Source organism: Alkalibacterium sp., from assembly GCF_046484155.1.
GTDB lineage: Bacteria > Bacillota > Bacilli > Lactobacillales > Carnobacteriaceae_A > Alkalibacterium.
Genome location: NZ_JAWOBT010000014.1, coordinates 1 through 23,896, shown reverse-complemented (window position 1 = coordinate 23,896; position 23,896 = coordinate 1). Strand labels below are relative to the sequence as shown.

24 protein-coding genes are annotated in these 23,896 nt (G+C 37.2%); 22 read left to right on the top strand and 2 right to left on the bottom strand.

All coding sequences use genetic code 11. The features are described from left to right. The first annotated feature begins 44 nt into the window (after positions 1–44). From R6U02_RS01450 to R6U02_RS01440, 3 genes are all read left to right on the top strand, one after another. Positions 45–1,001 (top strand): hypothetical protein, encoded by a 957-nt coding sequence (locus R6U02_RS01450; protein ID WP_410261850.1) that lies wholly within the window; start codon positions 45–47, stop codon positions 999–1,001. Positions 1,002–1,337: 336 nt separating this feature from the next. Continuing rightward, the gene (locus R6U02_RS01445) at positions 1,338–2,213 is read left to right on the top strand and encodes a DUF6671 family protein (RefSeq protein WP_410261849.1); all 876 of its coding nucleotides are present in this window, start codon (positions 1,338–1,340) and stop codon (positions 2,211–2,213) included. A gap of 239 nt (positions 2,214–2,452) precedes the next feature. Then, complete coding sequence (locus R6U02_RS01440; protein ID WP_410261848.1) at positions 2,453–2,578, top strand: hypothetical protein; 126 nt, start codon at positions 2,453–2,455, stop codon at positions 2,576–2,578. Between the two features lie 89 nt (positions 2,579–2,667). On the opposite strand, the gene R6U02_RS01435 is transcribed toward R6U02_RS01440, so the two are convergent. After that, entirely contained in the window at positions 2,668–4,086 is a 1,419-nt protein-coding gene (locus R6U02_RS01435) for a sodium/glutamate symporter (protein WP_410261847.1), read from the bottom strand. A 320-nt stretch (positions 4,087–4,406) separates the two neighbouring features. Here R6U02_RS01435 and R6U02_RS01430 point away from each other — a divergent pair, with 320 nt between their 5' ends. The 3 genes from R6U02_RS01430 (at position 4,407) to R6U02_RS01420 (ending at position 7,310) form a co-directional block, all read left to right on the top strand. Then, entirely contained in the window at positions 4,407–5,363 is a 957-nt protein-coding gene (locus R6U02_RS01430) for an HAAS signaling domain-containing protein (protein ID WP_410261846.1), read from the top strand. A gap of 55 nt (positions 5,364–5,418) precedes the next feature. After that, on the top strand, positions 5,419–5,916 hold the full coding sequence (locus R6U02_RS01425) for a hypothetical protein (protein ID WP_410261845.1): 498 nt from the start codon (positions 5,419–5,421) through the stop codon (positions 5,914–5,916). A gap of 380 nt (positions 5,917–6,296) precedes the next feature. Further along, entirely contained in the window at positions 6,297–7,310 is a 1,014-nt protein-coding gene (locus tag R6U02_RS01420; RefSeq protein WP_410261844.1) for a tRNA dihydrouridine synthase, read from the top strand. A gap of 85 nt (positions 7,311–7,395) precedes the next feature. Here R6U02_RS01420 and R6U02_RS01415 read toward each other — a convergent pair whose 3' ends face one another. Continuing rightward, entirely contained in the window at positions 7,396–8,121 is a 726-nt protein-coding gene (locus R6U02_RS01415) for a sugar nucleotide-binding protein (RefSeq protein ID WP_410261843.1), read from the bottom strand. A 663-nt stretch (positions 8,122–8,784) separates the two neighbouring features. Here R6U02_RS01415 and R6U02_RS01410 point away from each other — a divergent pair. From R6U02_RS01410 to R6U02_RS01335, 16 genes are all read left to right on the top strand, one after another. Next, on the top strand, positions 8,785–8,961 hold the full coding sequence (locus R6U02_RS01410; protein WP_410261842.1) for a hypothetical protein: 177 nt from the start codon (positions 8,785–8,787) through the stop codon (positions 8,959–8,961). 325 nt (positions 8,962–9,286) lie between these two features. Continuing rightward, positions 9,287–9,793 carry a flavodoxin domain-containing protein gene (locus R6U02_RS01405; protein WP_410261841.1) on the top strand — a complete coding sequence of 169 codons (507 nt, stop codon included), beginning with the start codon at positions 9,287–9,289 and terminating at the stop codon, positions 9,791–9,793. Positions 9,794–10,168: 375 nt separating this feature from the next. Then, positions 10,169–10,747: a DUF4332 domain-containing protein gene (locus tag R6U02_RS01400; RefSeq protein ID WP_410261840.1), complete on the top strand. Its 579-nt coding sequence runs from the start codon at positions 10,169–10,171 to the stop codon at positions 10,745–10,747. Position 10,748: 1 nt separating this feature from the next. Next, positions 10,749–11,675 (top strand): SDR family NAD(P)-dependent oxidoreductase, encoded by a 927-nt coding sequence (locus R6U02_RS01395; RefSeq protein WP_410261839.1) that lies wholly within the window; start codon positions 10,749–10,751, stop codon positions 11,673–11,675. An 86-nt stretch (positions 11,676–11,761) separates the two neighbouring features. Beyond that, positions 11,762–12,085, top strand: a complete 324-nt coding sequence (locus R6U02_RS01390; protein WP_410261838.1) for a TfoX/Sxy family protein — start codon at positions 11,762–11,764, stop codon at positions 12,083–12,085. 113 nt (positions 12,086–12,198) lie between these two features. After that, positions 12,199–12,864, top strand: a complete 666-nt coding sequence (locus R6U02_RS01385; RefSeq protein WP_410261837.1) for a DUF998 domain-containing protein — start codon at positions 12,199–12,201, stop codon at positions 12,862–12,864. A 281-nt stretch (positions 12,865–13,145) separates the two neighbouring features. Next, positions 13,146–13,664 (top strand): GNAT family N-acetyltransferase, encoded by a 519-nt coding sequence (locus R6U02_RS01380; RefSeq protein WP_410261836.1) that lies wholly within the window; start codon positions 13,146–13,148, stop codon positions 13,662–13,664. Positions 13,665–13,788: 124 nt separating this feature from the next. Next, a complete protein-coding gene (locus R6U02_RS01375) occupies positions 13,789–13,968 on the top strand; it encodes a hypothetical protein (protein ID WP_410261835.1) in 180 nt (59 codons plus the stop codon). Between the two features lie 82 nt (positions 13,969–14,050). Further along, positions 14,051–14,554: a GNAT family N-acetyltransferase gene (locus R6U02_RS01370; RefSeq protein ID WP_410261834.1), complete on the top strand. Its 504-nt coding sequence runs from the start codon at positions 14,051–14,053 to the stop codon at positions 14,552–14,554. Between the two features lie 51 nt (positions 14,555–14,605). Then, positions 14,606–15,106 (top strand): N-acetyltransferase family protein, encoded by a 501-nt coding sequence (locus tag R6U02_RS01365; protein ID WP_410261833.1) that lies wholly within the window; start codon positions 14,606–14,608, stop codon positions 15,104–15,106. A 44-nt stretch (positions 15,107–15,150) separates the two neighbouring features. Further along, a complete protein-coding gene (gene recQ / locus R6U02_RS01360) occupies positions 15,151–17,325 on the top strand; it encodes a DNA helicase RecQ (protein ID WP_410261832.1) in 2,175 nt (724 codons plus the stop codon). Positions 17,326–17,623: 298 nt separating this feature from the next. Further along, positions 17,624–18,475 carry an aldo/keto reductase gene (locus R6U02_RS01355; RefSeq protein ID WP_410261831.1) on the top strand — a complete coding sequence of 284 codons (852 nt, stop codon included), beginning with the start codon at positions 17,624–17,626 and terminating at the stop codon, positions 18,473–18,475. A 486-nt stretch (positions 18,476–18,961) separates the two neighbouring features. Then, positions 18,962–19,162 (top strand): cold-shock protein, encoded by a 201-nt coding sequence (locus R6U02_RS01350; RefSeq protein ID WP_071848620.1) that lies wholly within the window; start codon positions 18,962–18,964, stop codon positions 19,160–19,162. Between the two features lie 980 nt (positions 19,163–20,142). Beyond that, positions 20,143–20,541, top strand: a complete 399-nt coding sequence (locus tag R6U02_RS01345) for a hypothetical protein (protein ID WP_410261830.1) — start codon at positions 20,143–20,145, stop codon at positions 20,539–20,541. 654 nt (positions 20,542–21,195) lie between these two features. Beyond that, positions 21,196–22,590, top strand: a complete 1,395-nt coding sequence (lpdA, locus tag R6U02_RS01340; protein ID WP_410261829.1) for a dihydrolipoyl dehydrogenase — start codon at positions 21,196–21,198, stop codon at positions 22,588–22,590. Between the two features lie 228 nt (positions 22,591–22,818). Continuing rightward, the gene (locus R6U02_RS01335; protein WP_410261828.1) at positions 22,819–23,658 is read left to right on the top strand and encodes an ADP-ribosylglycohydrolase family protein; all 840 of its coding nucleotides are present in this window, start codon (positions 22,819–22,821) and stop codon (positions 23,656–23,658) included. The last annotated feature ends 238 nt before the right edge of the window (positions 23,659–23,896 follow it).

The window sequence follows — 23,896 nt, the reverse complement described above, 5'->3', positions numbered from 1 at the left end:
ATGAACAGTGTATTATTCAATAGATGGGGAGGGGAGGGAAAAGAATGATTGACAGATATATTTATGCAGTGACTAGAGAACTGCCGGAAAAATCAAGAAAAAAAGTTACTGAAGAGCTAAGGGTATTGATCGATTATCGACTAGAGAAAACAGATAAGTCTCTTTCTGAAGAGGAAAAAATCGAAAAAGTATTGCGGGACCTTGGAGATCCAAGAGAATTGGCCAACCGCTTTAGAGGAAGAGAAAGATATCTGATAGGACCCAAGTATTACTATAAATATCTCTTTGTTTTGAAACTTGTCGTTATAGCTATTGTTGTTGGGATATCAGTCGTTTCAGGATTGGGAGCCGTGTTTTCCACTGAGAGCACGTCTGAAGTGTTTGGCGGATATATAATCTCCTTATTTTCTGCAGTTTTACAAGGAGTGGTTTGGGTAACCGGAATTTTCGCATTACTGGAGTACAATGAAATATCCCTTGAACCCGGTGTAAAACATGAGGAGTGGATTCCTTCTAAACTACCCGCATTACCAGCAGAAAAGGCACGGATATCCAGAGTAGGCTCCATCTTTTCTATTATTTTCAGTACAATTTTTCTTATATTATTTTTCTTTTTTTATGATAAAATTGGTATTTATTACCGAACAGGCAGTGATTTTAGTTTTATTCCACTTTTTAATATGCAGGGAATCTATCCAGTTAGAGCTTATATTTTTTTGATATTTATCATTAACATAACAATAGAACTAATTAAGATAATTAAAGGCAGATGGACGAATATAATAGCAGTAATCATTACAGCTTTAAACATAGTATCTGCAGCATTATTTATTTATATCATTAATAGTATGAATATATGGAATGCTGGTTTCATACAGAGATTCGAACAGTACATGGCAATATCTTTTGAGAGAATGATAGTATTTACAACGATTATAATAATTATCGTAACTTTAGCTGAATCACTTTCTGCTTTGTTTAAAGGATTTAAGTACGGGTAAAATTTATTGGTTAACTATTTGTCCGATAGATCGTGCACGACAATTTTCTTAGAAAACATGCTTATTATTGAGAAAATTTAGTATACGAGACGGCTAAAATATAGAATAAGTTAAAGTAATAAGATTAAAAAAAGCATGTGTCATTCTTAAGTTAGCCATGCATTGTTAAAGCCTATATTATAAAAGTTGAGCACCACTTGATACGGATGGAATAATTAGGTCTTGAAAAACGTAAATGCATTTTACACTTCAACCTGATATGATACAGGGGAATAAAACTTTCATAACACTATTATAGTATAAAAGTTTATGATGAACAAAAAAGGAGAATAACTGTTGAGTCATAAAAAAGTCGTACAGTCATTGTTTCAGAACCGGATAGGGATCTTGGCAACGATGCACAAAAAGGAAGAAGTCATTTCACCTATATTGGAGAAAGAGCTGGAGATTAAAATCATTGTACCAAAAGGGTTTGATTCGGATAAGTTTGGTACTTTTACCGGGGATGTCGAACGTACTGGAGGTCAACTTGAAGCGACACGACGTAAAGCTGAAGGTGCGATGGCTTTATATGGCGAAACCTTGGCTATTGCCAGTGAAGGAACCTTTGGTCCTCATCCCTTTGTCCCGTTTATTCCTTTCAACCGAGAAGTCGTATCATTAATTGATAAAGAGAATGATATTGAGATCAGCGGAATTGCAACGACTACTGAAACTGATTTTAAACACAAGGTGGTGAAAAGCTTTACGGAAGCTTATGAATTTTCTTTATCCGCGGGTTTTCCCGAGACAGGCATGGTTATAAAATTAAGTGAGCGTACAAAGGATTCCAGCGAAATGATCAAGGGAATTATAACGAAAGAAGATCTCGAGAAAGCAGTTACCTTTGCTTTAGGAAAATCAACTAACAGCGAAGTTTTCGTAGAAACAGATATGAGAGCATTGTACAATCCAAAACGCATGAAAAACATCGAGGCCGCAACTAGGGACCTTGTCAAAAACATACGTAGTCTCTGCCCGAAGTGCGAATGGCCGGGTTTCAAAGCGACTGAAAGAAAAAAAGGGCTGCCCTGCAAATGGTGTAAACAACCTACCGAACTGACTTTATCGTATCAATACAGCTGCAACAAATGTGAATACAAAGAAGAAAAAATGTACCCAGACGGAATAGAACAAGCAGATCCGGGTAATTGTCAGTATTGTAATCCTTGAATCAAGAAAGGATTTATTCTGCAAGAGAAGAACTCCAGAAATGAATTTCACCTTATTGATTGGAAAGGTATGAGATATCATATCTAGCTTACCTAAAAAGATTAGCTATCCTTTTAGCATCAATGATTGGTTTGGGAGACTTACTGATTTGGGAAAACAATCGGATGTTGCCAATGATCCTAAAGAACAGAAAGTGAGAGAACGCTTCCCGCTCTATTATTTACGGGCTCTCACACTTAGTGTTTACCATTCCGCCCAATGTCAACGAGTACTGGGTAGGTGAAGCAGGTCCCAGGCCTTCATTTATTGAAGCAGAAGGGACTAAGAATGATTTTACAATTAATAGTGCAAAAACACTGGTATAAGAACACCTCATAAACACATTCATTGCGTTTTATAATAAAAAACTATCCCCTAAAAATAATCAGGGGATAGTTTGCGTATGTGTCTCTTGTTAGTCAACCACTTTTTTTTTGCCAAAATATACGAAGCCAAAAGTTAAAAAGGCTAGTGTCACAATGATTGATAGTATCAGAAAGGCTACGGGCCCAAATTGATGGATAAACGGAAGGGCAGCAGCGGTAACGATACCTCCGCCGACAAAGGGTTCAAACAAAATCTGTTTGTATCCATAACTTTCCAGCGCAGGTGTCTGATGCTCAGGATCGGCTATTTTCATTAAGAGTATACCTGTCGCAGCCATGCCTGTTGACTGACCGAAATCCCCCAGACCTCTTTCAAACCAATGATTCGGTATCAGACGAGGAGCGAGAAATAGGAAGGCAAAGACGTTCCACAAGACTGCCGTTATGGATATCAAAAAGAACGGGATGATATTATCACCAATGACTGCCAATGATATGGTCGCCAGTGCAGAGAAAAGTAGAATGTCCAGTGCAAATCCTGCTATTTTACTAATTAAGATAGGATCGATATAGTCAGCTATTTTCAGTTTCCCCGAGACAAGCTGAACCACTATACCGCCGATCATTGCAAGCGGGAAGAGCGGGACATAACTGAGGAGATAGATATCTGACCATGCTCCCCAGGTTGAGGCTTCAAGAATGATCAGACCCTGCTGAAGAATGTAGCCGATGACGATCGCCAGGGCAATGAGAGCAAAGTGAAAGGCCAGCGGTTCAATTGCTTTTGCTTCCTTTACGTCAGGTTCCAAGTCGTACCCGTACGTTTCGCCAATGGCTTCACGTTCCTCCTCAGTAAAGTAAGGCTTACCACCGACATGTTTGGCTACCCCTTTGCGAAAAGCAATGTTGATGATCAGAATACCGACAAGAACACCACTCAATATTCCGACAGTTGCCAGTCCGAGAGCCAAATCAAGTCCTTCAGGAAATCCGAGATCAGTAAATGTATCCGACAAGCCAGCGGCAGTCCCGTGTCCACCGACAAAAGCAATCTCAATCAGTCCCCCGGCAAGTGGGTTCATCCCGAATACAGGAGTCAATACGAATAACGTTAACAGTAAGCCGACTACGTATTGTCCCCAGGATACAACTTGCCCCATGACGATCTGTGGTCCAGCAGTATGCCAGACCCTTTTCAGGCTAGGAATGGCTTTACCTATAAAAAGTGAGGCAAAGACAATATTAATGAACATCCCAGGAAGTGGACGCCAAACGTTTAACACAAAATCCGGGATCAATCCCGTATAAAATAAGGATGAGTCATCCAGCAAGGTGGAAGTCATTCTTCCCAAAACATCTGGTCCTAACATTAATGCGACGAAGCCGGCAATGATTGAACTTGGCAGGAATAAGTTGTGCAGCCATTTGGTGCGGTACCGGAAAGCTTTTCCGACAAGTAGAAAAATACCAATCAGTAAAAAGCTAAAACCAATTCTATTTGGAGACATGATAGTCCCTCCTTTTATATGTTATTAAATCTATATATGTATCCAAACTTTTATTTTATATTAAATCATCCAATCACACAACTGACATTTTCTGGGGCAAGCGGTTTCAGAAGAAAGTGCAGTCAAATTTTCTGAACATGAACCATTAAGGGTTCACTTTGGTACCCGGATGAATCGAAGAGTATACTAAGAGAAAGAGAGTAGGTAAATAAATCGGGTATATAAAGATTCAGCGTAACGTGACATACATAAGAAAAGAGTTCAAAAGTCAAGGTAATTAACAGAACGGTGTGAATCACTTAAATTGAGGAGGGATCACAGTGATTGACAAATATATTTATGCAGTCACTAGAGAACTACCGGAAAAATCGAGAAAAGAAGTGGCTAGCGAATTAAGAGCCTTAATTGACGACATGATGCATGAAAAGGATGATACTCTCACAGAAGAAGAAAAAATAGACAGAGTATTGCGAGAGCTCGGAAATCCAAGAGAATTGGCAGATCGTTACAGAGGAAAAGAACGCTATCTCATTGGACCCAAATACTTTTACAAATATCTTTTTGTTATGAAAATCGTTGTTATATCTGTCATAATCGGGATATCTGTCGCCACTGTCGTGGGTGCTCTATTCTCGATAGATAGTCTAACCGAATTGTTTGGAAATTATTTGATTTCTTTATTTTCTGCTGTTTTGCAAGGTGCAGCCTGGGTAACTGCTATTTTTGCTTTATTTGAATACTATGAAGTGTCTATTGAAAACGGGACAGATGAAGTGATGTGGGAACCTTCTCAATTGTCAGCGTTACCGGAAAAAAAGGCTTTTATATCAAGGGGAGAATCCATCTTTTCTATTGTTATCAGTACAATTTTTCTTCTTTTATTTTTCTTGCTGTATGAGAGGATTGGGATATATTACAGAACAGGTAGTGAAGTCAGTTTTATTCCACTGTTTAATACAGAGCAAGTCAATCCATTCAGACTATTTGTCTTTGTGATATTCACTATCAATATAGTAGTCGAATTAATTAAAATTATTAAAGGCAAATGGACGACCAAAAATGCAATGATTATTACTGTGCTAAATGTAATATCTGCAGCATTATTTATCCATGTTATTTATAATTTGGATATTTGGAATAGTGGGTTCGTTCAACAATTTGAGCAGTACGTGCCGATATCTTTTGAGAGGGCGTTATTACTCACAACGGTAGTTATTATTATTGTTACTATAGTAGAATCTATATCTGCTCTTTATAAAGGGTATAAATATGGATAAAAGCATAATACCAATCTAAGCAGCAATGCTGGGGGAAGCCATGTAAAAATAATCGATGATTGAAAAATCTGCTGAAAAATATGGGGTGATTAAAATGAGATATTTGATATTCAGTTTTTGGTTTATCATTATTCATACAGTAGCTTATACTTTTGCAGGGGCAGTCGCATTAAAACTAAGTAAAGATTTATACGAAAAACAGAAGCGATTAATTGACTATGTTAGGGATATGTCAGATGAAAGCGACAGGAAGCATGTAGAAAAATGGTTTCTCCCAGCCCAAGTCATTAGAGGTCTGCTGATGTCTATGGTACTTTATCCGATTTTAAATTTATTGGGTGACACTGATTTTTTAATTCGTTTTATATTTTTAAGTAGCTTGATGTTTATATATACAGATGTTGGGAGTGCAATACCTTTTCCTCACAATATTGAAGGTCTTGTTTATATGAAACCCAAATATTTAAATAGAAAAGCGATGGGTAAGCTCTATCTTGAAATGGTTATATACAGTCTTGTTTTCGGTCTGTTAACGGGCTGGTTCTTATTTTAATCGCTGTAACTTTTTACCAGTAGTGTAACTAGTCCATCGCAAAAATAACTACTAACTAATAGAATAATGGGATACTAAGCACCCAGATTATGGGTGCTTTTTTAGACTATAAAATGAATTTTTTAAATAGTAGTGTAAGATTATTCATATTTTGACTATCAAACAGATAAAAGTTAAACATCAAACATCAAAATCATTTAGTCACGTAAGGATATTTTTGGATCTAACATTTGACAAAACCGCTATAAAAGTTAAAATAGATAAAGCTAGATGTAAGAAATTTACTTGTGAGAAAAAATGAACGAACTCAGAAAATTTGTTTATTGCTGTGTTCTATATAACTTTAAAGGTACTTTAAAAGCGAAAGGATTTATTTAAATATGAAAGATAACTTTTGGAAAGATTTGCCGAAACCGTTTTTTATCCTGGCACCCATGGAAGATGTGACGAACGTTGTGTTTCGTCATGTTATAAGTGAAGCAGGCCGCCCGGATGTGTTTTTTACAGAATTTACGAATACAGTAAGCTATTGTCATCCAGAAGGGCGTAATAGTGTACGTGGGCGTTTGACCTTTACAGAGGACGAACAGCCGCTTGTCGCTCATATATGGGGGGATCAGCCTGAGCACTTCCGAGAAATGAGTGTTGGGCTGATGGAAGAAGGATTCAAAGGGATAGATATCAATATGGGCTGCCCTGTGCCGAATGTGGCGGGAAAAGGAAAAGGCAGTGGGCTGATCCGTCGTCCAGAAGTGGCTTCTGAGTTAATCGAAGTAGCCAAAACAGGCGGCTTGCCAGTAAGCGTGAAAACAAGACTTGGTTACACCGAACTGGATGAGTGGCGTGACTGGATTACGCATCTACTGAACCAGGATATTGTAAATCTGTCTATCCATTTGCGTACGAAAAAGGAAATGAGCAAATATGATGCGCATTGGGAACTGATTCCGGAAATCATGAAACTGCGTGACGAAGTAGCTCCCGATACACTCATAACAATCAATGGAGACATTCCTGACCGTGAAACGGGAATGAAATTGGTTGAAAGATATGGTGTCGATGGCGTCATGATCGGGCGCGGCGTTTTCACGAATCCATTTGCCTTTGAAAAAGAAATAAAAGAGCACTCTAATGATGAAATGCTTGACCTATTGAGGCTGCACTTGGACTTCTTTGACGAGTATGAGTTTTCTTCAGAAATGACTCAGTCGTTCAAGCCGCTTCGCCGTTTCTTTAAAATTTATGTTCGTGGCATACGCGGTGCAAGTGGTTTAAGAAGTCAATTAATGGAAACAAAAACAACAGATGAAGTGCGTGCACTTCTGGATGACTTCCAAGAAAAACTTGAAAACGAGACAGGTGACAGTGAGAATTCTCTATCCATAGATATTTAATTAATAACAATAAAAAGAGGCTTCGTCGAATTACAGACGAAGCCTTTTTTATATATATATTATTATAAAAAATCACATTGCTAAATTAAAATAATTCCTTGATTTTAATACGTTCATCATACATACGGTCATCACGAACAAAAGAAGTGATTTCATGAATCTCCCAATCTGTTCGATGTTTTTCTTTCAGGTGGCTAACGATATCATAAAAGCTATAATTTTTATTAGAATTCACCAGATAGGTATCAGGTTTATATTCTAGTGCGACGTTAACAATTGTCTTAGCTGTTTCTTCCAGGAAACTACACGAAGGATACCATCTTGAGCTAGCCTCAATGAATCCATTTTCCTCTTGTTCTTTTACCAGAAAGCTGAACATATCATTTGATCCAGTTTTTGATCCTATTTGCCAGCCCAATCTGGTAATGACTGCATTCGGATTATATTCTCTCACAATATTCTCACACTCAATCTTGTAACGACCATAGTCTTCTTCCGAATTCGGAACGCTTTGAATATCATACGGACCTGTGCCTTTTTCAGAGAACACCATGACCGTACTAGTGAATAATAGTTTTACGCCTAGCGCATTTGTGGCTTTTGCAATATACTCTACCCATTCTACTGGACCCGTTGCAATATGGAAGAATAGGTCAGGTTGTGTCTCTTTAATAAAATTAAAAACAACTTTTTCACTATCAATGCCTACTTCTTCCCGGTTCCAAATCACAACATCAATATTCTGTTTTTTTAATTCGTCATAAACAAAGGGGGCAACTGTCCCGTTCATACCTGTAATTATTGCTTTCATAATTAGACGCTCCTAATAAACAGATTTTTACTGACTTATACTTGACCATTATATCAAATACTTTATCGCTTTCACACTAAGAGACATAGAGTGATGATATTTAATAATGAACAGCAGGTTATAAGTATCTTTTCACTGGATTCCACAAAAGGATGTTAACACGACAAAATTATAAGGTTTAATCAATGAACTTTCAATAAGTGATTGGGTATAATAAACTTAATGATAATGATTAAGGGATTAGACCTAGCTATCTTGAAGACCTTATATGGACGGATTTTCGTGGGAAGAGGTAGTGAAAGTATTTACCGTAACAGTTTCTATAGTTGAAGCTGATTTTTACGGTATTCCAGGTATTATCAATAAACGCTTTTACTCTATCTAGATCAATATATATTGCTAATAGTTGAATAGGTGTAACTTATTATCGAAAGGAAAACTCGAGAATAAAAGATGATCAACATTTATTCTTTCTAAATAAAATAACTTAATCTGCGATTAAAGAGGCTATTATTATGAGACTTCGTTTGTGGCGGGACATTATGTAAAACCGTACAATTTAAGTTTTATTTACTCCGTTGTTTCCGAGGCTACATAAACATACAGTTGCAAACAGAAAACCATTAAACAAGTATAAACTGGCCGATGATGAGGAGGGTATGTATGAAAAAAGAAACAGCGATATTAATTGGGATTATACTTTTTATAATCTTATTGACTACAAAATTGTGGATAAAAGCAACATTCGAAATTCAATTACTTGGTTTGGTAATTTTAATTACAGTTTCCCTTTTCTTGAAACGTGAAATTATGAAAAGAATTAAGCAGAAAATAAAATAAAAAAGCGGAAAAAATAGAATCAATATTATTTAATTCTTTTTTTTTCCTCGTTTAATTTGATTTTATTTTTGCATGTAAAAAACACGACACGACATTTCTGAAGTCGAGTCGTGTTTTTCCTTATGTTGAATGGGAAAATGGTCACTTAAACATTTTAAATGCGATTAAATGAAATTGAAATTATAAAAATTAGAGGGTTAATCAATGAAATAGCGATAAGAAATTGGGTATAATGAAAATAATAAGAAAGATATGTGTTATTAGTGATACTTGTCAAACTAATCTAGCAAGACTACTCGATAATTTTGAATACAACCATAATTCTATGAAGGAAGATGTAATGATGAAAACTTTGATTGTCTACGCTACTAAATACGGGAGCACTAAAAAATGTGCCCATCTACTGGGTGATAAAATTCATGATCACGTCGATTATTTGGACTTGGAAAGTAGTGTTAATAAAGACTTGGTTCATTTTGACACAATCATCATCGGAGGCCCCCTATATATGGGACAAATACGGAAAGACATCACTTCTTTTTGTGAAGAACACCTTGAAATGCTGAAAAGCAAACATCTTGGTTTGTTTATTTGTGGGATACAGGAAGAAGAGGTTATCAAAGATGAACTACAATCCAGCTTTCCACCTGAATTGATAGCGAAGGCAAGCGTCACCGCACACTTCGGTGGGCAGTTCCAGTTCGAGGACATGAGCTTTTTTGATAAAGCAATCACTAGAAAAGTAGCTAAGATTTCATCAGACTACTCTGATATTAGAGAAGAAACAATTAAGGAATTCGCTCACATGTTGAATACCAAAGTGGAAGACTGATAATAAGTTGACTAACCAAAGCGGATTACAGTTCAATGGTTAAATTGCGACGATACTATTGAAGTAAAAGGATTAAGTGAAATGAGTTTCATATTCAGTCTACTGAAACCTTTCAAACTAATTAAAAGAGCAATAATATAAGACTAATCATTAAAACAAGAGTAAGAAAAAGCTCCAACCGCTAGTTGAATATTAAGGGCAAGCAACATGATGAAAGGGTAGCCGTAATTTAATTCGAATAATCTGTATTAAGGATAGAAAGATTATAAAGGAGCAATCGCTATGTCCTATTATATTGATGCAGAAAAAGTGAGCCTTGATAATGTGCAAAAGAGGATCGAAGAAACAGATTTAGTCCCAAGCCGGATTTTACTGTTGGAAAAGATTGATGAAGAGTTTTTGAAATTTGAAGAGCATGGATTTTTAACGCTTGAGGATTTGAGAAAAGGATTAAAAAATAAAAAAGACATACCGACGCTATCAAAGAAGACCGGAATAGACTATGATTATTTGGTTTTACTTAGACGAGAAATAGAAAGTTATTTCCCAAAGCCATTTCAATTAAGCTCTTTTGACTGGCTTCTTCAAAAAGATATAGCGAAATTAGAAACCCTCGGTTATCAGAATTCCGTTTTATTATTTGAGGCATTGAGTTCATCTGAGAAAAAGACTGAAATTATCAATGACCGTGAATTTGAACCGGAGTTTATTGAATCCATCCATACTTTGCTTGATCTGACAAGGATCCAGTGGGTCAGCCCTAATTTTGCCAGGATGTTAGTTTCTGCCGGATATACTAATGCAAAAATGGTTTCAACAGCTGACCCAGACGATTTATGTAGCAAACTTGATACAGTGAATAAAGAAAACAACTATTTCAAAGGGAAAATTGGTCTTAGAGATATAAAACGACTCGTAAAAGCAGCGTCTTTTGTTTCAGAAGGAAGAGGGTAGAATGATGAAAATACTCATAACAGGTGGTACGAATGGGATGGGGAAAGGCGTTGCTAAGGTATTAGCATCTATTGATAACCAATCACACGAAATTATTATTCTTTGTAGATCAAAAGAACTTGGCGATAAAGTGATAGAAGAATTTAAAGAAACGACTCTCAATGAAAAAGTCTCACTAGTTATATGTGACCTCACAAAACTCAGTGATGTTGATAATGCGATAAGTGAGATCCAAAATAAACACACTTTTTTAGATGGAATATTTATAAACGCGGGTTTAGGTTATGCTGCCCAAAGAGTAGAAACAGAAGATGGAATGGATCCACATTTCCAAGTCAATTATTTATCTCATTTTATGTTGACCTTGAACTTATTGAGCTTATTGGAAAAATCCCAAAGCGGAGGAAGAGTTATTTTTAATGTAACAGAAGGAGGTAAAATAAATTGGGATGATATACAGATGGAAAAAGATTGGGGATACGAAGCGGGTATTCAACAGGCAATGGTTGCAAAAAGGATGCTTCTTGTAAAGTTGCATAATTTATACAAAAATAAAAATAATTCAAAAATATCTTTTATCGGCTTTCAAATCCCTAAAACTGTTTGGAGCAACCAGATCAATATTATTCCTGTATTCATGAGAATGATGGCGACTTTGATGAAGGTATTTGGAAGATTTATTACGATAGAAGAATGCGGAGAAATGATGGCTCCTCTATTTACTGAAAATCAGGAAGAAAGCCTTAAAAAGTCTGGAAAGTTTATTACTTTGAAGAACAATGAATTTTTAGAAATCAAAGAAGATATGGAAATATTGAATCAGGAGTTACAAGAGAAATTGTGGGAAATCAGTCTGGAATTATGTGCAGATGAAAAAACGACTCAAATTTCTAAATCGCTTTTTAGTCTTGAGCAATTCGATGGATAAAGTTACTTAGGACGTCTCTTATAATTTGAAAAGGAAAAAAGTAGACTGATGAAAAATAAGTAAATCCTGAGAAAGGTGGGAAAAAGATGTCATCAAGCCAGGATTTTGTAGATTATGTGGTTGAACAAATAGGGGATGCAGGGTGTATAACTTCCAGAAAAATGTTTGGTGAGTATGCCATTTATTGTGACAAAAAAGTGGTTGCACTTATATGTGATGATCAGCTATTTGTGAAACAAACCGAAGCAGGGAAGGCATTTATAGATGATGTGAAACAAGCTCCTGCGTACCCAGGAGCAAAAATGAGTTTCTTAATAGAGGATAACATTGATGATCGAGAATGGATCAGCGAATTAATAAAGCTCACTGCAAATGAATTACCGGAACCGAAGCCTAAAAAAAGAAAATGAGAGAAGAATAATGATGAGACTGGATTATGTTCCCATTAAAAAATTGTGATGTACGCCAGTAGTATATGCCGAAAAAAAGTTTAATGCTACAGATATCGGGGGGGAGTAATGAGATGAAAGAGAGGACACTGACTAACTGGTTGTGCCTTTCAGGTATAATAAGCCTCTTGTTTTATATCTTGCATACTGTTGTCGGTGCAATGAATTACCCTGGTTATGACTGGAGAAGTCAGGCAGTAAGTGATTTAACTGCAACGACTGCCCCTTCATTTGTGGTCGCAAATGGACTAGTCTCCATTCACCATCTATTTGCCTGTTTGAGTTCTGTATTGGTTTGTATAATCATTCAAGGCAAGGGAAATAAAGTGTTGAGAGTTGGGATATATCTGTTTGCTGTGATGAATTGGGCGTCAGCGATAGGATACACTCTTTTTCCATTGACGGATAGTGGTTATGCCGGGACTTTTCAAGATGTTATGCACGTATACGTCGTTACAGCTGTAGTGGTCGTTTTATCGATCGTTTCAATTAGTCTGATTATTATCGGTGGATTAAAAAATCAAAAAAAATATCAGTCATTGGCTGTATGGGCAGCTGTCACATTAGTATTCATGTTTATTGGTCCCATCGGCACAAGCATAGTACCGATGGCATATTTTGGAATAGCCGAGCGTTTCAGCGTCTATAGTGTGGCCGTGTTCAATGCTATCTTAGGGTTGTATGGCTTTATTTTCATTGATAGGATCGAAGAAAAATTAAAATATCTAAAGGACGTGTAAGACAACATTTCTTTAGGTGATCATATTTCATCAGTAGCCACAATTAAATCTCAATTTCATCATAATTAGTGTTAGAATATATAAGAATGGTAGACTCTATGATATGGAGATACGATGCCTGATTACAAATAAATACATTGGCCTAAGACAAGCATGTTTATGCTGTTGTCTTGGGGCTTCTTTCATTTACAAGAATGTATTCGGGTTAAAGATAGCTTGAAAAAACGAATAATAAACATGAGCGATATCAGATAAAGTAAATGGACTGGGGCGTTAAACGTATGAAAAATTATAAAATCAAAAAAGCCGGTCTAGATGATTTGCTGGAAATAAAAAGAATCAGTGAAGAAACGTTTGTTGAAACTTTCTCAGCTGAAAATACTAAAGAAGATATTGAAAGTTATTTAAAAGAGAATTTAAGCTTGGAAAAAGTGGCATCTGAAATGGAGAATCTCGCTTCAGTTTTTTATTGTGTTAAGTATAATGGTGAAATTACAGCTTATATGAAACTGAATTATGATGAAGCCCAGACGGAAAGAGGGCACAGTAACTCATTGGAAATTCAAAGAATATATGTACTGAATGAATACAAAAATAATAGCATAGGCAAACATTTAATTCGTAGAGCTGTTGAGGTTGGAAAGAGTAGACAGCTGGCTTATATCTGGTTAGGTGTCTGGGAGAAGAATGTCAGTGCTATTAAGTTTTATGAAAAACAAGGGTTTGTTACTTATGACAAACATGTTTTCAAACTTGGCGATGATGAACAAATAGATTATTTAATGAAGCTTGATTTGTAAGCAGATTGAATCATTTTTTTACTTGAATTGTATAAATATACTGAATCGATAACCTTTAAATCAAAAAAATATAGCAACTTGTTTAATAGAATTTTGAATGAAAATAGAAATAGGAGGAAATGGTGTGGGTATTTTCATAAGTCTGGTTTTTGTTGTTGTAGTCTTAGTAACTGCATTTGAGAAAATGACAGCAGGTAAAGATATAAACAAATACGAAAGAAAAATCAGCTGGACAGTTTGGATAGTCATTCTTGCTATTGTTATTGGATTGATAGGCTGGTTCCTCTTAGGGTGGAGATTTTAATTGAGAACAGACGCAAGACAGTTGGATCCTATTATAAATTTGAAATAACTATTTGATATATCAGGAGGGCATCGACCGTAAAATGTTTATAAAAACTGACAGATTGATTATAACTGAATTTGATAGAAGTATGATAGAAAGTGTTCATCTCAATTCTTTATACGAGGATACTAGACGGTTTTTACCGGACGAGGTATTTGCAACACTTGATGAAGCAGAAGCGGCTGTGGAAAGGCTCATTACTTGTTACCAGACCGATAAAGGACCGTTTGTCTATCCGGTGATCCTCAAAGATGGGAAAAATATTGGTTACGTGCAGGTAGTTCAAAAAGGAAATGATTGGGAGCTTGGATACCATATTTCCAGAGGGCATACTGGCAAAGGATATGGGACAGAAGCTGTCACTGCTTATTTGCCGGTAATCATGAAACAGCATGATATATCAATGATTTATGGGATATGTCATGCAGAAAATATGTCTTCACAAAGAGTCTTGGAAAAATGCGAATTTATTTTAGAGTATAATGGAATAGGTTATTATCAGGATGTTGAAACGGAAATTTGTCGGTACAGATATAATAGATAAATTATGAGCGTCACAGCTCACTAGAAATACATAGGAGGAGATTACGCTAAAATGCATAAACACAATAATGAAGAACAGGTTACCATACGTTTTGCAGAACAAAAAGATCTTTCTCTGATATTGGAATTAATCAAGGAACTGGCTGTTTATGAAAATATGTTGGATGAAGTCGTTGCCACCGAAGACAGTCTAAAAGAAAACTTATTTGATAAAAAAATGGCTGAAGTCATCATTAGTGAGTATCGAAATGAACCAGTGGCCTTTGCCTTGTTTTTCCCTAACTTTTCAACTTTTCTTGGGAAACCGGGTCTTTACCTGGAAGATATTTATGTGAAGCCTGAGATGCGAGGGAAAGGTATCGGACGTAAAATCTTCACTTTTTTAGCTAATCTTACTCGTGAGAGAAATTACGGACGACTAGAATGGGTATGTCTGGACTGGAACAAGTCCTCTATTCAATTTTATGAGAAAATGGGAGCAACACCGATGGATGACTGGACTACATTCAGAATGCAGGGAAACGCTTTAGAGAACCTGGCTAATAAAGTGTAATTGTTCAGCAATTTAAATAGAAGCAAACGATAGATGGAGGATTTATGAAAAGTATTTTTGAGACACTGAAACACTATTATGGTTATGACGCATTCCGTCCTGGACAGCAGGAACTCATTGAAGCCATTCTCAGAGGAGAAGATGTGCTGGGTGTCATGCCTACAGGTGGCGGAAAATCGATCTGTTACCAGATTCCGGCTATTTTCATGGACGGTTTGACCTTGGTCATTTCGCCTTTGATTTCATTGATGAAGGATCAAGTCGATACCTTGCAGACGATAGGCGTCAGAGCTGCTTATATAAACAGTCAACTGACGTATTTTGAACAGCAGGCGATTATGGAGCAGGCTTCAAGGGGAGAGTTAGATTTACTTTATGTTTCTCCTGAACGTCTGGGAAATCAGCAGTTTATGTCACATGCCCGCAGGTGGAATCTTAATCTTATCGCCGTGGATGAAGCCCACTGTGTATCTCAGTGGGGACATGATTTCAGGACGAGTTATCAACGGATTCCAGAGTTGATGGGTGTATTATCGTCGCGTCCGCCATTTGCGGCTTTCACGGCAACAGCTACGAAAATTGTTCAGGAAGATATGATTAAGCAATTGAGACTGGAAAAACCGTTCAAGCACGTCGCCAGTTTTGACCGACCGAACCTCTATTTCTCTGTCGTCAAGCCGAAAAAGAAAGCAAATGAGCTGTTGCGGATAATGGATAAGAAAGAATCGAGCATCATTTACTGTAATACACGTAAAAGTGTGGATAAAGTTTACAGCACGCTTGATAAAAAAGGGTATCCTGTAACTTATTACCATGCAGGGATCAGTGCGGAAGAAAGGACGAACCATCAGGAAGATTTTCTATATGACCGAAAACCCATTATGGTAGCGACGAATGCCTTTGGAATGGGCATCGATAAATCAAACGTCAGGCGTGTCATTCATTATAATATGCCGCTCGACATGGAAAGTTATTACCAGGAAGCCGGTCGTGCCGGGAGAGATGGAGCCCCATCGGAAGCCATTCTGTTTTATTCAGCCCAAGACATTATTACCAATACGATGCTGATCGAACAAGGGAATTCTCCGCATGCACGCGCGAATCTGAACTCGATGATCACCTATTGTAAAACAGGAAACTGCCTGCGTAAGAGTATACTGAAATACTTCGATCAGGAAGTGGATTGGCAGGAATGTGACTATTGCTCAAACTGCGACGGAGAGTCTGTCACCACGGATATCACCGTTGAAAGCCAGAAGATTTTATCGTGCATCTACCGTATGAAGCAAGCATACGGAACCGGACTCATAACGGACGTCCTCCGTGGGAAAAACAATAAACGTATCCAGCAGTTGGGATTCAACGAATTGAGCACGCATGGCTTAATGTCTGACTATACAGACGGGGACATCAAAGATATGATTTCCATTATGTTGAGTGAAGGCTACCTGCGTTTAAATGGCGACAGCTATCCCATCGTGCAGTTTACGGAAAAGACCAGCGATCTGCTGCAGGCCAAAGTGAGCTTATCCATACGGAAACAACTGAAACAAGAGCCGGTTCCGAAAAACAAGATGGTCGAGAATATTGAACATTATGATGAAAATTTATATGAAGAATTGCGGAAATTACGGACAAAACTTGCCCAAGAGGCAGGTAAACCACCATTTATTGTCTTTACCGACCGCAGTTTGATCGATATGGCAGCGAAGTATCCTCTGACAGAAAACGACTTTTTAAATATAAACGGTGTAGGCGATGTGAAATTACAGGAATACGGTGAGGTATTCCTTACTCTCATTAAGGAATACGTTTCTAGTCATCAGTTAGATGCTGAAACCTTGAAACAAAAAAATGTGAAAACAGAAAAAGTCAGTCAGCCAAAGAAGACGTCAAAAACAGGTCAATCTAAAAATACAGTAGAGGAAACAGTCACTTATTTTGAAGAAGGACAGACGATTGAAGAAATTGCTGAAATGAGAAACTTGTCAACGATGACCATAGTGAATCATATATGCAAATGGATCGAAAAAGGAAAAGAAATAGATCTTGACCGATTCGTTTCACCTGAAGCAGATAAAGAAATAAGAGAAGTCATTCCACAAGTTGGGAGAGACTTTCTCAAACCTATCAAAGAAGCAATGAATGATTCCATAACGTATGATCAAATCAAAGTTGTACTGGCCAAAATAAAAGCAGAAGAAAGTGCTGCGAATTAATTTCTTGAACATATCACTATACGATTAGATTAAATGAAACCAGAGTACCTATGGCTCTGGTTTTTTTCTTTTGTGTGAAATAGTTACAAAGGTAATAATAATTAAAAAAACCAACTGAGAAGTTAAGAGGAATTAAACTGTTTATCAGGTTGAAAGAGTATATCTGTCTCCCCGTCTGTATACTTAAACCGTTGGAAAAGTAGGTTATGAGTCGGAATTATTAATTTTGATTCTGATTTTTGTTACAATAAATAAGTTAAATGTTTTTGTAACAATATATAATTAGGAGGAAATAGAGATGGAAAGTCTTAATGATACTTACACTTTATCAAATGGTGTCAAGATTCCAGTACTCGGATACGGAACATGGCAGGTAACTGATCCGAATGAGGCTGTGGAAGGTATAATCGCCGCTGTCAAAGCTGGCTATCGCCACATAGATACAGCACAAATGTATGGCAATGAGGAATATGTCGGTAAAGGCATCAAGGAATGCGGCGTGCCGCGTGAAGAACTGTTTGTTACAAGCAAACTGAACAACACTAATCACGGTTATGATGTAGCCCGCAAGACTATTGAAGAATCACTGGAAAGGTTGGATTTGGACTATCTGGACCTGTTCCTGATTCACTGGCCGGTTGTCAAAGATAATGGTGGAGATTGGAAACAGGACAACATCGACACCTGGCGCGCACTTGAAGATATGTATGACGAAGGTAAGCTAAAAGCTATCGGACTAAGTAACTTTGCCGTACCTCATCTAAACAACATTGTGGAAAACTGCAGAATCATGCCTATGGTCAACCAGATTCGTCTTCATCCGGGTGTAACTCAGGAGGATACTGTAGAGTTGAGCCGCAAGCACAATATGGTTGTGGAAGCATGGTCACCACTTTCCCCAATGAAAAATATGGAAGGAATTACTAAAGTTCAGGCTATGTGTGACGCGCATGGTAAGTCCATTGCCCAAATCCTGTTGAGATGGAGTCTACAAAACGGATTCGTCACTCTGACTAAATCTGTTCATGAAAAACGCATCATAGAAAATGCAGATATTTTTGATTTTGAACTTTCAAGTGAAGATATGGCTTATCTGGATAATATTGAATTTGACGATTTAAGCAAACCCGATGACTTCGAAGAAAGATAAACTTTTATAAAGAAATGAAATTTACGTTGCTCAAACAAAAAGGACGGTTCAAATTGAGCCGCCCTTTTTGTTTTTACTAAAAATAAAATCAGTTGAGTTATGAAATCATAGGATATACTAACAATGGATCATTCAATATCCATGGATGAGATCAAACGGGAATGGACAAAAATGGACAATCTCTACTTAATTAATGATGATTGTTAATTAAATGGAGATTGTCCAGATAAGTTTTTTGTGGAAAATAAACGAGGTATCGTTGCTGTTATAGGGATTTCAGAGTATGTAAGAGTTCAGAAGGAAGAAATATGAGTCTTGATTTATGTACAATAGCAAAATAAGTTTGCATTATCCTATGAGTATGTTATACTAGGTTTAACATATTGTAAGAGACAAACAACGAACTGTGTAATGCATTCCGAATTGGCCTTTAAGCAATAATGTAAAAATAATTTGTGCTGAATGGCACGAGGAGGAATTTTTAATATGGAAACAGGAACAGTAAAATGGTTTAACGCAGAAAAAGGTTTTGGCTTTATCGAACGTGACGGAGCAGAAGATGTATTCGTACATTTCTCAGCAATCCAAGAAGACGGATTCAAATCTTTAGACGAAGGACAAGCAGTTAACTTTGATACAGAAGAAGGCAACCGCGGACTTCAAGCAGCAAACGTAACTAAAGCTTAATAACTTTAAACTAAAATTTTGAAGGCAAGAACATGATGAATTTCGTGTTCTTGTCTTTTTTTTATACTTAAAACTTTTTTGTTATATTAACTTTAAGAAGTTTAGAGTTAATCGGGTCTACTTTTTTAGATAAGTTATGTTTCTTCAGGAAGTAAAGATAAAAAGGGTTGCAGTTCTTAAGATTGGATAGGTGATATTTCATAAGTCTTCAAAGTTCGAATTTATCTATGACAACGCATTTGTGATGCTTAATGAATTACAAATAGAACTTATGGATTATGTCCTCGTCCGCACGATTCATTAGATTATCTTTCTCCTGTCGACTTTCGAAGGAAATGGATAGAAACTTCGCACACCAAAGGTACCGCATCAGCCCTTCGTCTACCGATGGGCATAACGTCAAAAAAATAGAAGAATGAGACGTAAAAAATGTTATTTTTCTTGTAGTTCTGGTCTCCCAATGTTAGAATACATAAGTCAATCGACTAGATAGACGACACTCTATTCATTCGGTTGAGAAAGGCAAAGAAAAAAGGAACTTGCGCTTGTTTTTACCATATAAAATTCGTTCAACTAAGTGCTTACTTACCAATTCTTGTGCCTGATCCGCAGTATGAAACAACACGTCAGTCGATCGGACATATGGAAGAAGAAGTAATTGATTTAGAAAAGATTGTATTCATTGAAATTAATCTTCATTAGTGGGATGAAGATTCGCTTGAAGAACGCGAGGCATTCAGAAAAGAGCAGTTCAAAAAACAATTAGGTGGGGCCACTCAAGCGGAAGCGGTGAACCATTACGAGCAGACAGACAAAGTCAATGCCGAACTGGTCTTGTCATATTCCGCCAAGGCAAATCTGACCCTGGAATTTACCAGTGACGGTCAGTTGAGAAAAATTTAAAATATAAAATTTCAAATTCATTATTTCTCCATAATTACCTTTTATACTATAGTTAAGAAGTAAAGGAGGAGTTAAACATGATGAACAAAAAAGTAACTATATTAACAGCCGGTGTATTAGGACTGGGTGGTTTGGCCGCGTTAAACACTGATTTTGCATCTGCTGAAGAAAATTCAGTGGATTCTACCGAAGAACAGACAGGTGTGTTTGACTGGATGCAGGAGCGCATGGCTCAAGGGTTCCATGGATTTAACGGGGGCGAAAATGCAGACGGAGAATTCCAGTCTGGATCTGGACCATTTAACCGTTCTGCTCAAGGACACATGGGCCAAGGCATGCACGGTGGAAGCGGTCCGGGCAATGGCTACGGTCATGGTCACGGAGAACAACAGTTTCAAGATGACGAATGGCTGGAAGAACGCGAAGCATTTAGAGAAGAGCAATTCGAAAATTTCAATCCAGATATGAGCGAATAAGAATTTGAGGCATGGTTTGAAGAACATGACGCATTGAGAAGCGAGCGTTTTGGAGCGATGCATCCGGACTGGGTTACCAATTAGTAATTCAAACTTTAAGACTATATCTGCGACGGACAAGTTGTAAACTCTTTTTATGAAAATGATATCTTCTGTTCTAGAAAATTTAAAAAGTGTCGAAGTTATAATCTTAGCGATTTACATGTTTGGAAAAAGTCTTTTCAATAGCACTAGTTACTACAGAATAAATGCTGACTATTTTGCACTGGATTTAAAATTGGACTATATTAGAAAGACTTATCAGTTTGTGTATCTTATGAAGGATAAGCCCCCCGGCGATTAAGGGATTTATTGTAGCAATGTCCTGTGAAAATGGCATCCGTCTTATGATTTCTTGCGATGCTCTCGATGAGAACGATAGTCATTCGTTTACTGAGGGTAACGCCTGATCATGTTGATAGTATTGTTTTTTTCTAATTATACAGTAGACAGTAGTCTATCTAAAGAATCCATTTCAAGAAAATCAAGCTCATATACTTGTATTTATTTTTATAAGTATTAAAATATAAAATGGCGGATAAATGCCATTTAGTGTAACCCTTTTTCACGTTTCTTGCAAAAAATATTATATAAATACAATGAGGAGATATGTGTATGCCAGATAAAAAGCAAACGGTCATTATTGGTGCAGGACCTGGAGGATATGTAGCAGCCATTCGTGCCGCACAGTTGGGACAAAAAGTAACGATTATTGAAAAACAATATTTTGGGGGTACTTGTCTTAATATTGGATGTATTCCTTCTAAAGTACTTATTACTGCAGCCCACCGTTATCATGATGCCGCTCATTCGGACATTTTTGGAATCACTGCGGATGATGTCCAGGTGGATTTAGAGAAAACACAAGACTGGAAAGATAACAAAGTTGTCAAAACGCTCACTTCCGGTGTTCAGGGACTCCTGAAAAAAAATAAAGTGGAAATAATCATGGGAACAGCCACGTTTAAAAGCAAAAATCTTTTAAACGTCGAGACAGAAAAAGGATCACAGGAAATTGAGTTTGAAAATATCATTCTTGCCACGGGTACGAATCGTATTGAGTTGGAAGAAGTACCATTTGGAGAACGTGTCCTTGACACTACCGATGGACTGAACATCCGACAGGCACCTAAGTCGATCGTGATTATCGGCGGAGGCTATGTGGGGTCCCAATTAGCTGGAGCGTACAGTAACTTCGGAGTCCATGTAACAGTTTTGGAAAAATCCCCCCACTTGATGCCGTGTTTTGATGAAGATATGGCAAAAATTGTTGAAGAGAATTATAGAAATAAAGGAATGGATATTATCACTGATGTAAATATCAAGAGTTCCAAAACAACCCAGAAGGATATTACTATTACATATGAGCAGGATGGCGAAGAAAAAACCGTTACTGCTGAAGTTGCTATGGTTTCAGCTGGAAGAAAACCGAATACCGGTAATCTGAATCTGGAAGCAGCCGGTGTAGAAGTAACAAGTGATGGCTATCTTGAAGTCTCTGATACGAAGCAGACGAATGTTGAAGGGATTTACGCTATCGGTGATATTATTCCTGGTGTGACATTAGCGAATAAAGCATCTCATGAAGCTAAAGTTGTCGCAAGTGTGATAGCCGGTGAAAAAGTAGATTCCGGATGTAAACAGATTCCCATTACCGTCTATACCGAACCGGAACTGGCTACGACTGGTGTATCTCTTGCGGAAGCAAAAAAATCCAATGGGAAATACAAGGTCAGCCAATTCCCTCTTGCTGCTAATGGACGGGCTCTGTCATTGAATCAGACAGAGGGGTTTGTGCGTATGATCACCGACATCGAAAATTATAACACAATCGTAGGGGCGCAAATTGTAGGAACAGGTGCACCCGACATTATCAATGAATTATGTTTGGCTATTGAAACAGGTATGAATGCTGAAGATATTGCCATGACTATACACGCGCATCCATCTATTTCGGAAGCTGTCATGGATACTGCTGAATTGGCTATGGATATGCCAATTCATATGTGATATCATTCCACCCTTGAAAAAACATCAATCGGCTAGAATTAAAAGGCCCGCTTGAAAAAAACAGAATAGCCTAGAAGAAGAATCCTATCAGGAATTCTCTTCTAGGCTATTTTTATGCAGCAAAAAGGGTAGCACTTATGAGCGATGAACTGTATACAAAGGTTAACGGATGAATTCACAATTATTATTAAGGTACAATGAAAGAGAGACAGGAGAGGTGGATATTTAATGATTGGAGCGATTATAGGAGATATAGTGGGATCCCGATTTGAACATGCTAATCACAAAAGCAAACAGTTTGCTCTGTTTACAACAGAGTGTCATCCTACTGATGACAGCATAATGACGCTAGCAGTCGGTAAGGCGATCATGGAGGCTGAAAAGACTAAGCGTTCGGCTTCAGAGGAAAATACGTTTGATACTATAGGTTATGATTCGCTGGAGAATTTAGCTGTTCATTACATGCAAAAAATCGGTCGCAAGTATCCTAGCTGTGGTTTTGGCGGTCATTTTATAAAATGGATCTTCAGTGATGACCCTCAACCGTATAACAGCTATGGCAATGGTGCGGCTATGCGTGTGAGTGTTGCCGGGTTAGCGAGCAGGACAGAAATGGATGCATTAGAAATAGCTAAGAGGGTCACAAAGGTCTCGCATAATCATAAGGAAGGACTAAAAGGGGCAGAAGCGGTGACTCTTGCTATTTACCTGGCTCGAAAAGGTTTTTCTAAAAGTCGTATTTATTCCAGAATAGATACTGATTATTATTCGTTGGATTTTAAACTGGATGACATAAGAGATTCTTATAAATTTGATGTATCGTGCCAAGGTTCAGTACCTCAAGCGATTAAAGCTTTTATAGAATCGACTTCATTTGAAGATGCTATCCGTACCGCTATTTCTATTGGAGGAGACAGTGATACCCTAGCGGCAATCACAGGTTCGATAGCAGGAGCTTTCTATGGTGTTCCGGATTCTCTAAAAGAGAATGCTCTCTCCTATCTAGATGATGATTTAATTGAGATATATGAAGACTGGCGAGCATTCACTGATGAGCAAAAAAAATAAATAAATATTCATTTTTACTAATTTAAATACTGCTTCGATTAGAGCTGTTTAAGTAATGCAAAACTAATCGAGGTGGTTTATTAATAGCATTAACATAAAAAAACCATGTTATAAAAGCATCTAATCCAATGAATAATAATGCTGTTAGATACTTAATTTCAATAAAAAGGTGCGTGTATTAGATTCGGATAAAGTGTTTTTATGCATCATTATTCCATTAAATGAATTAATCAATGAT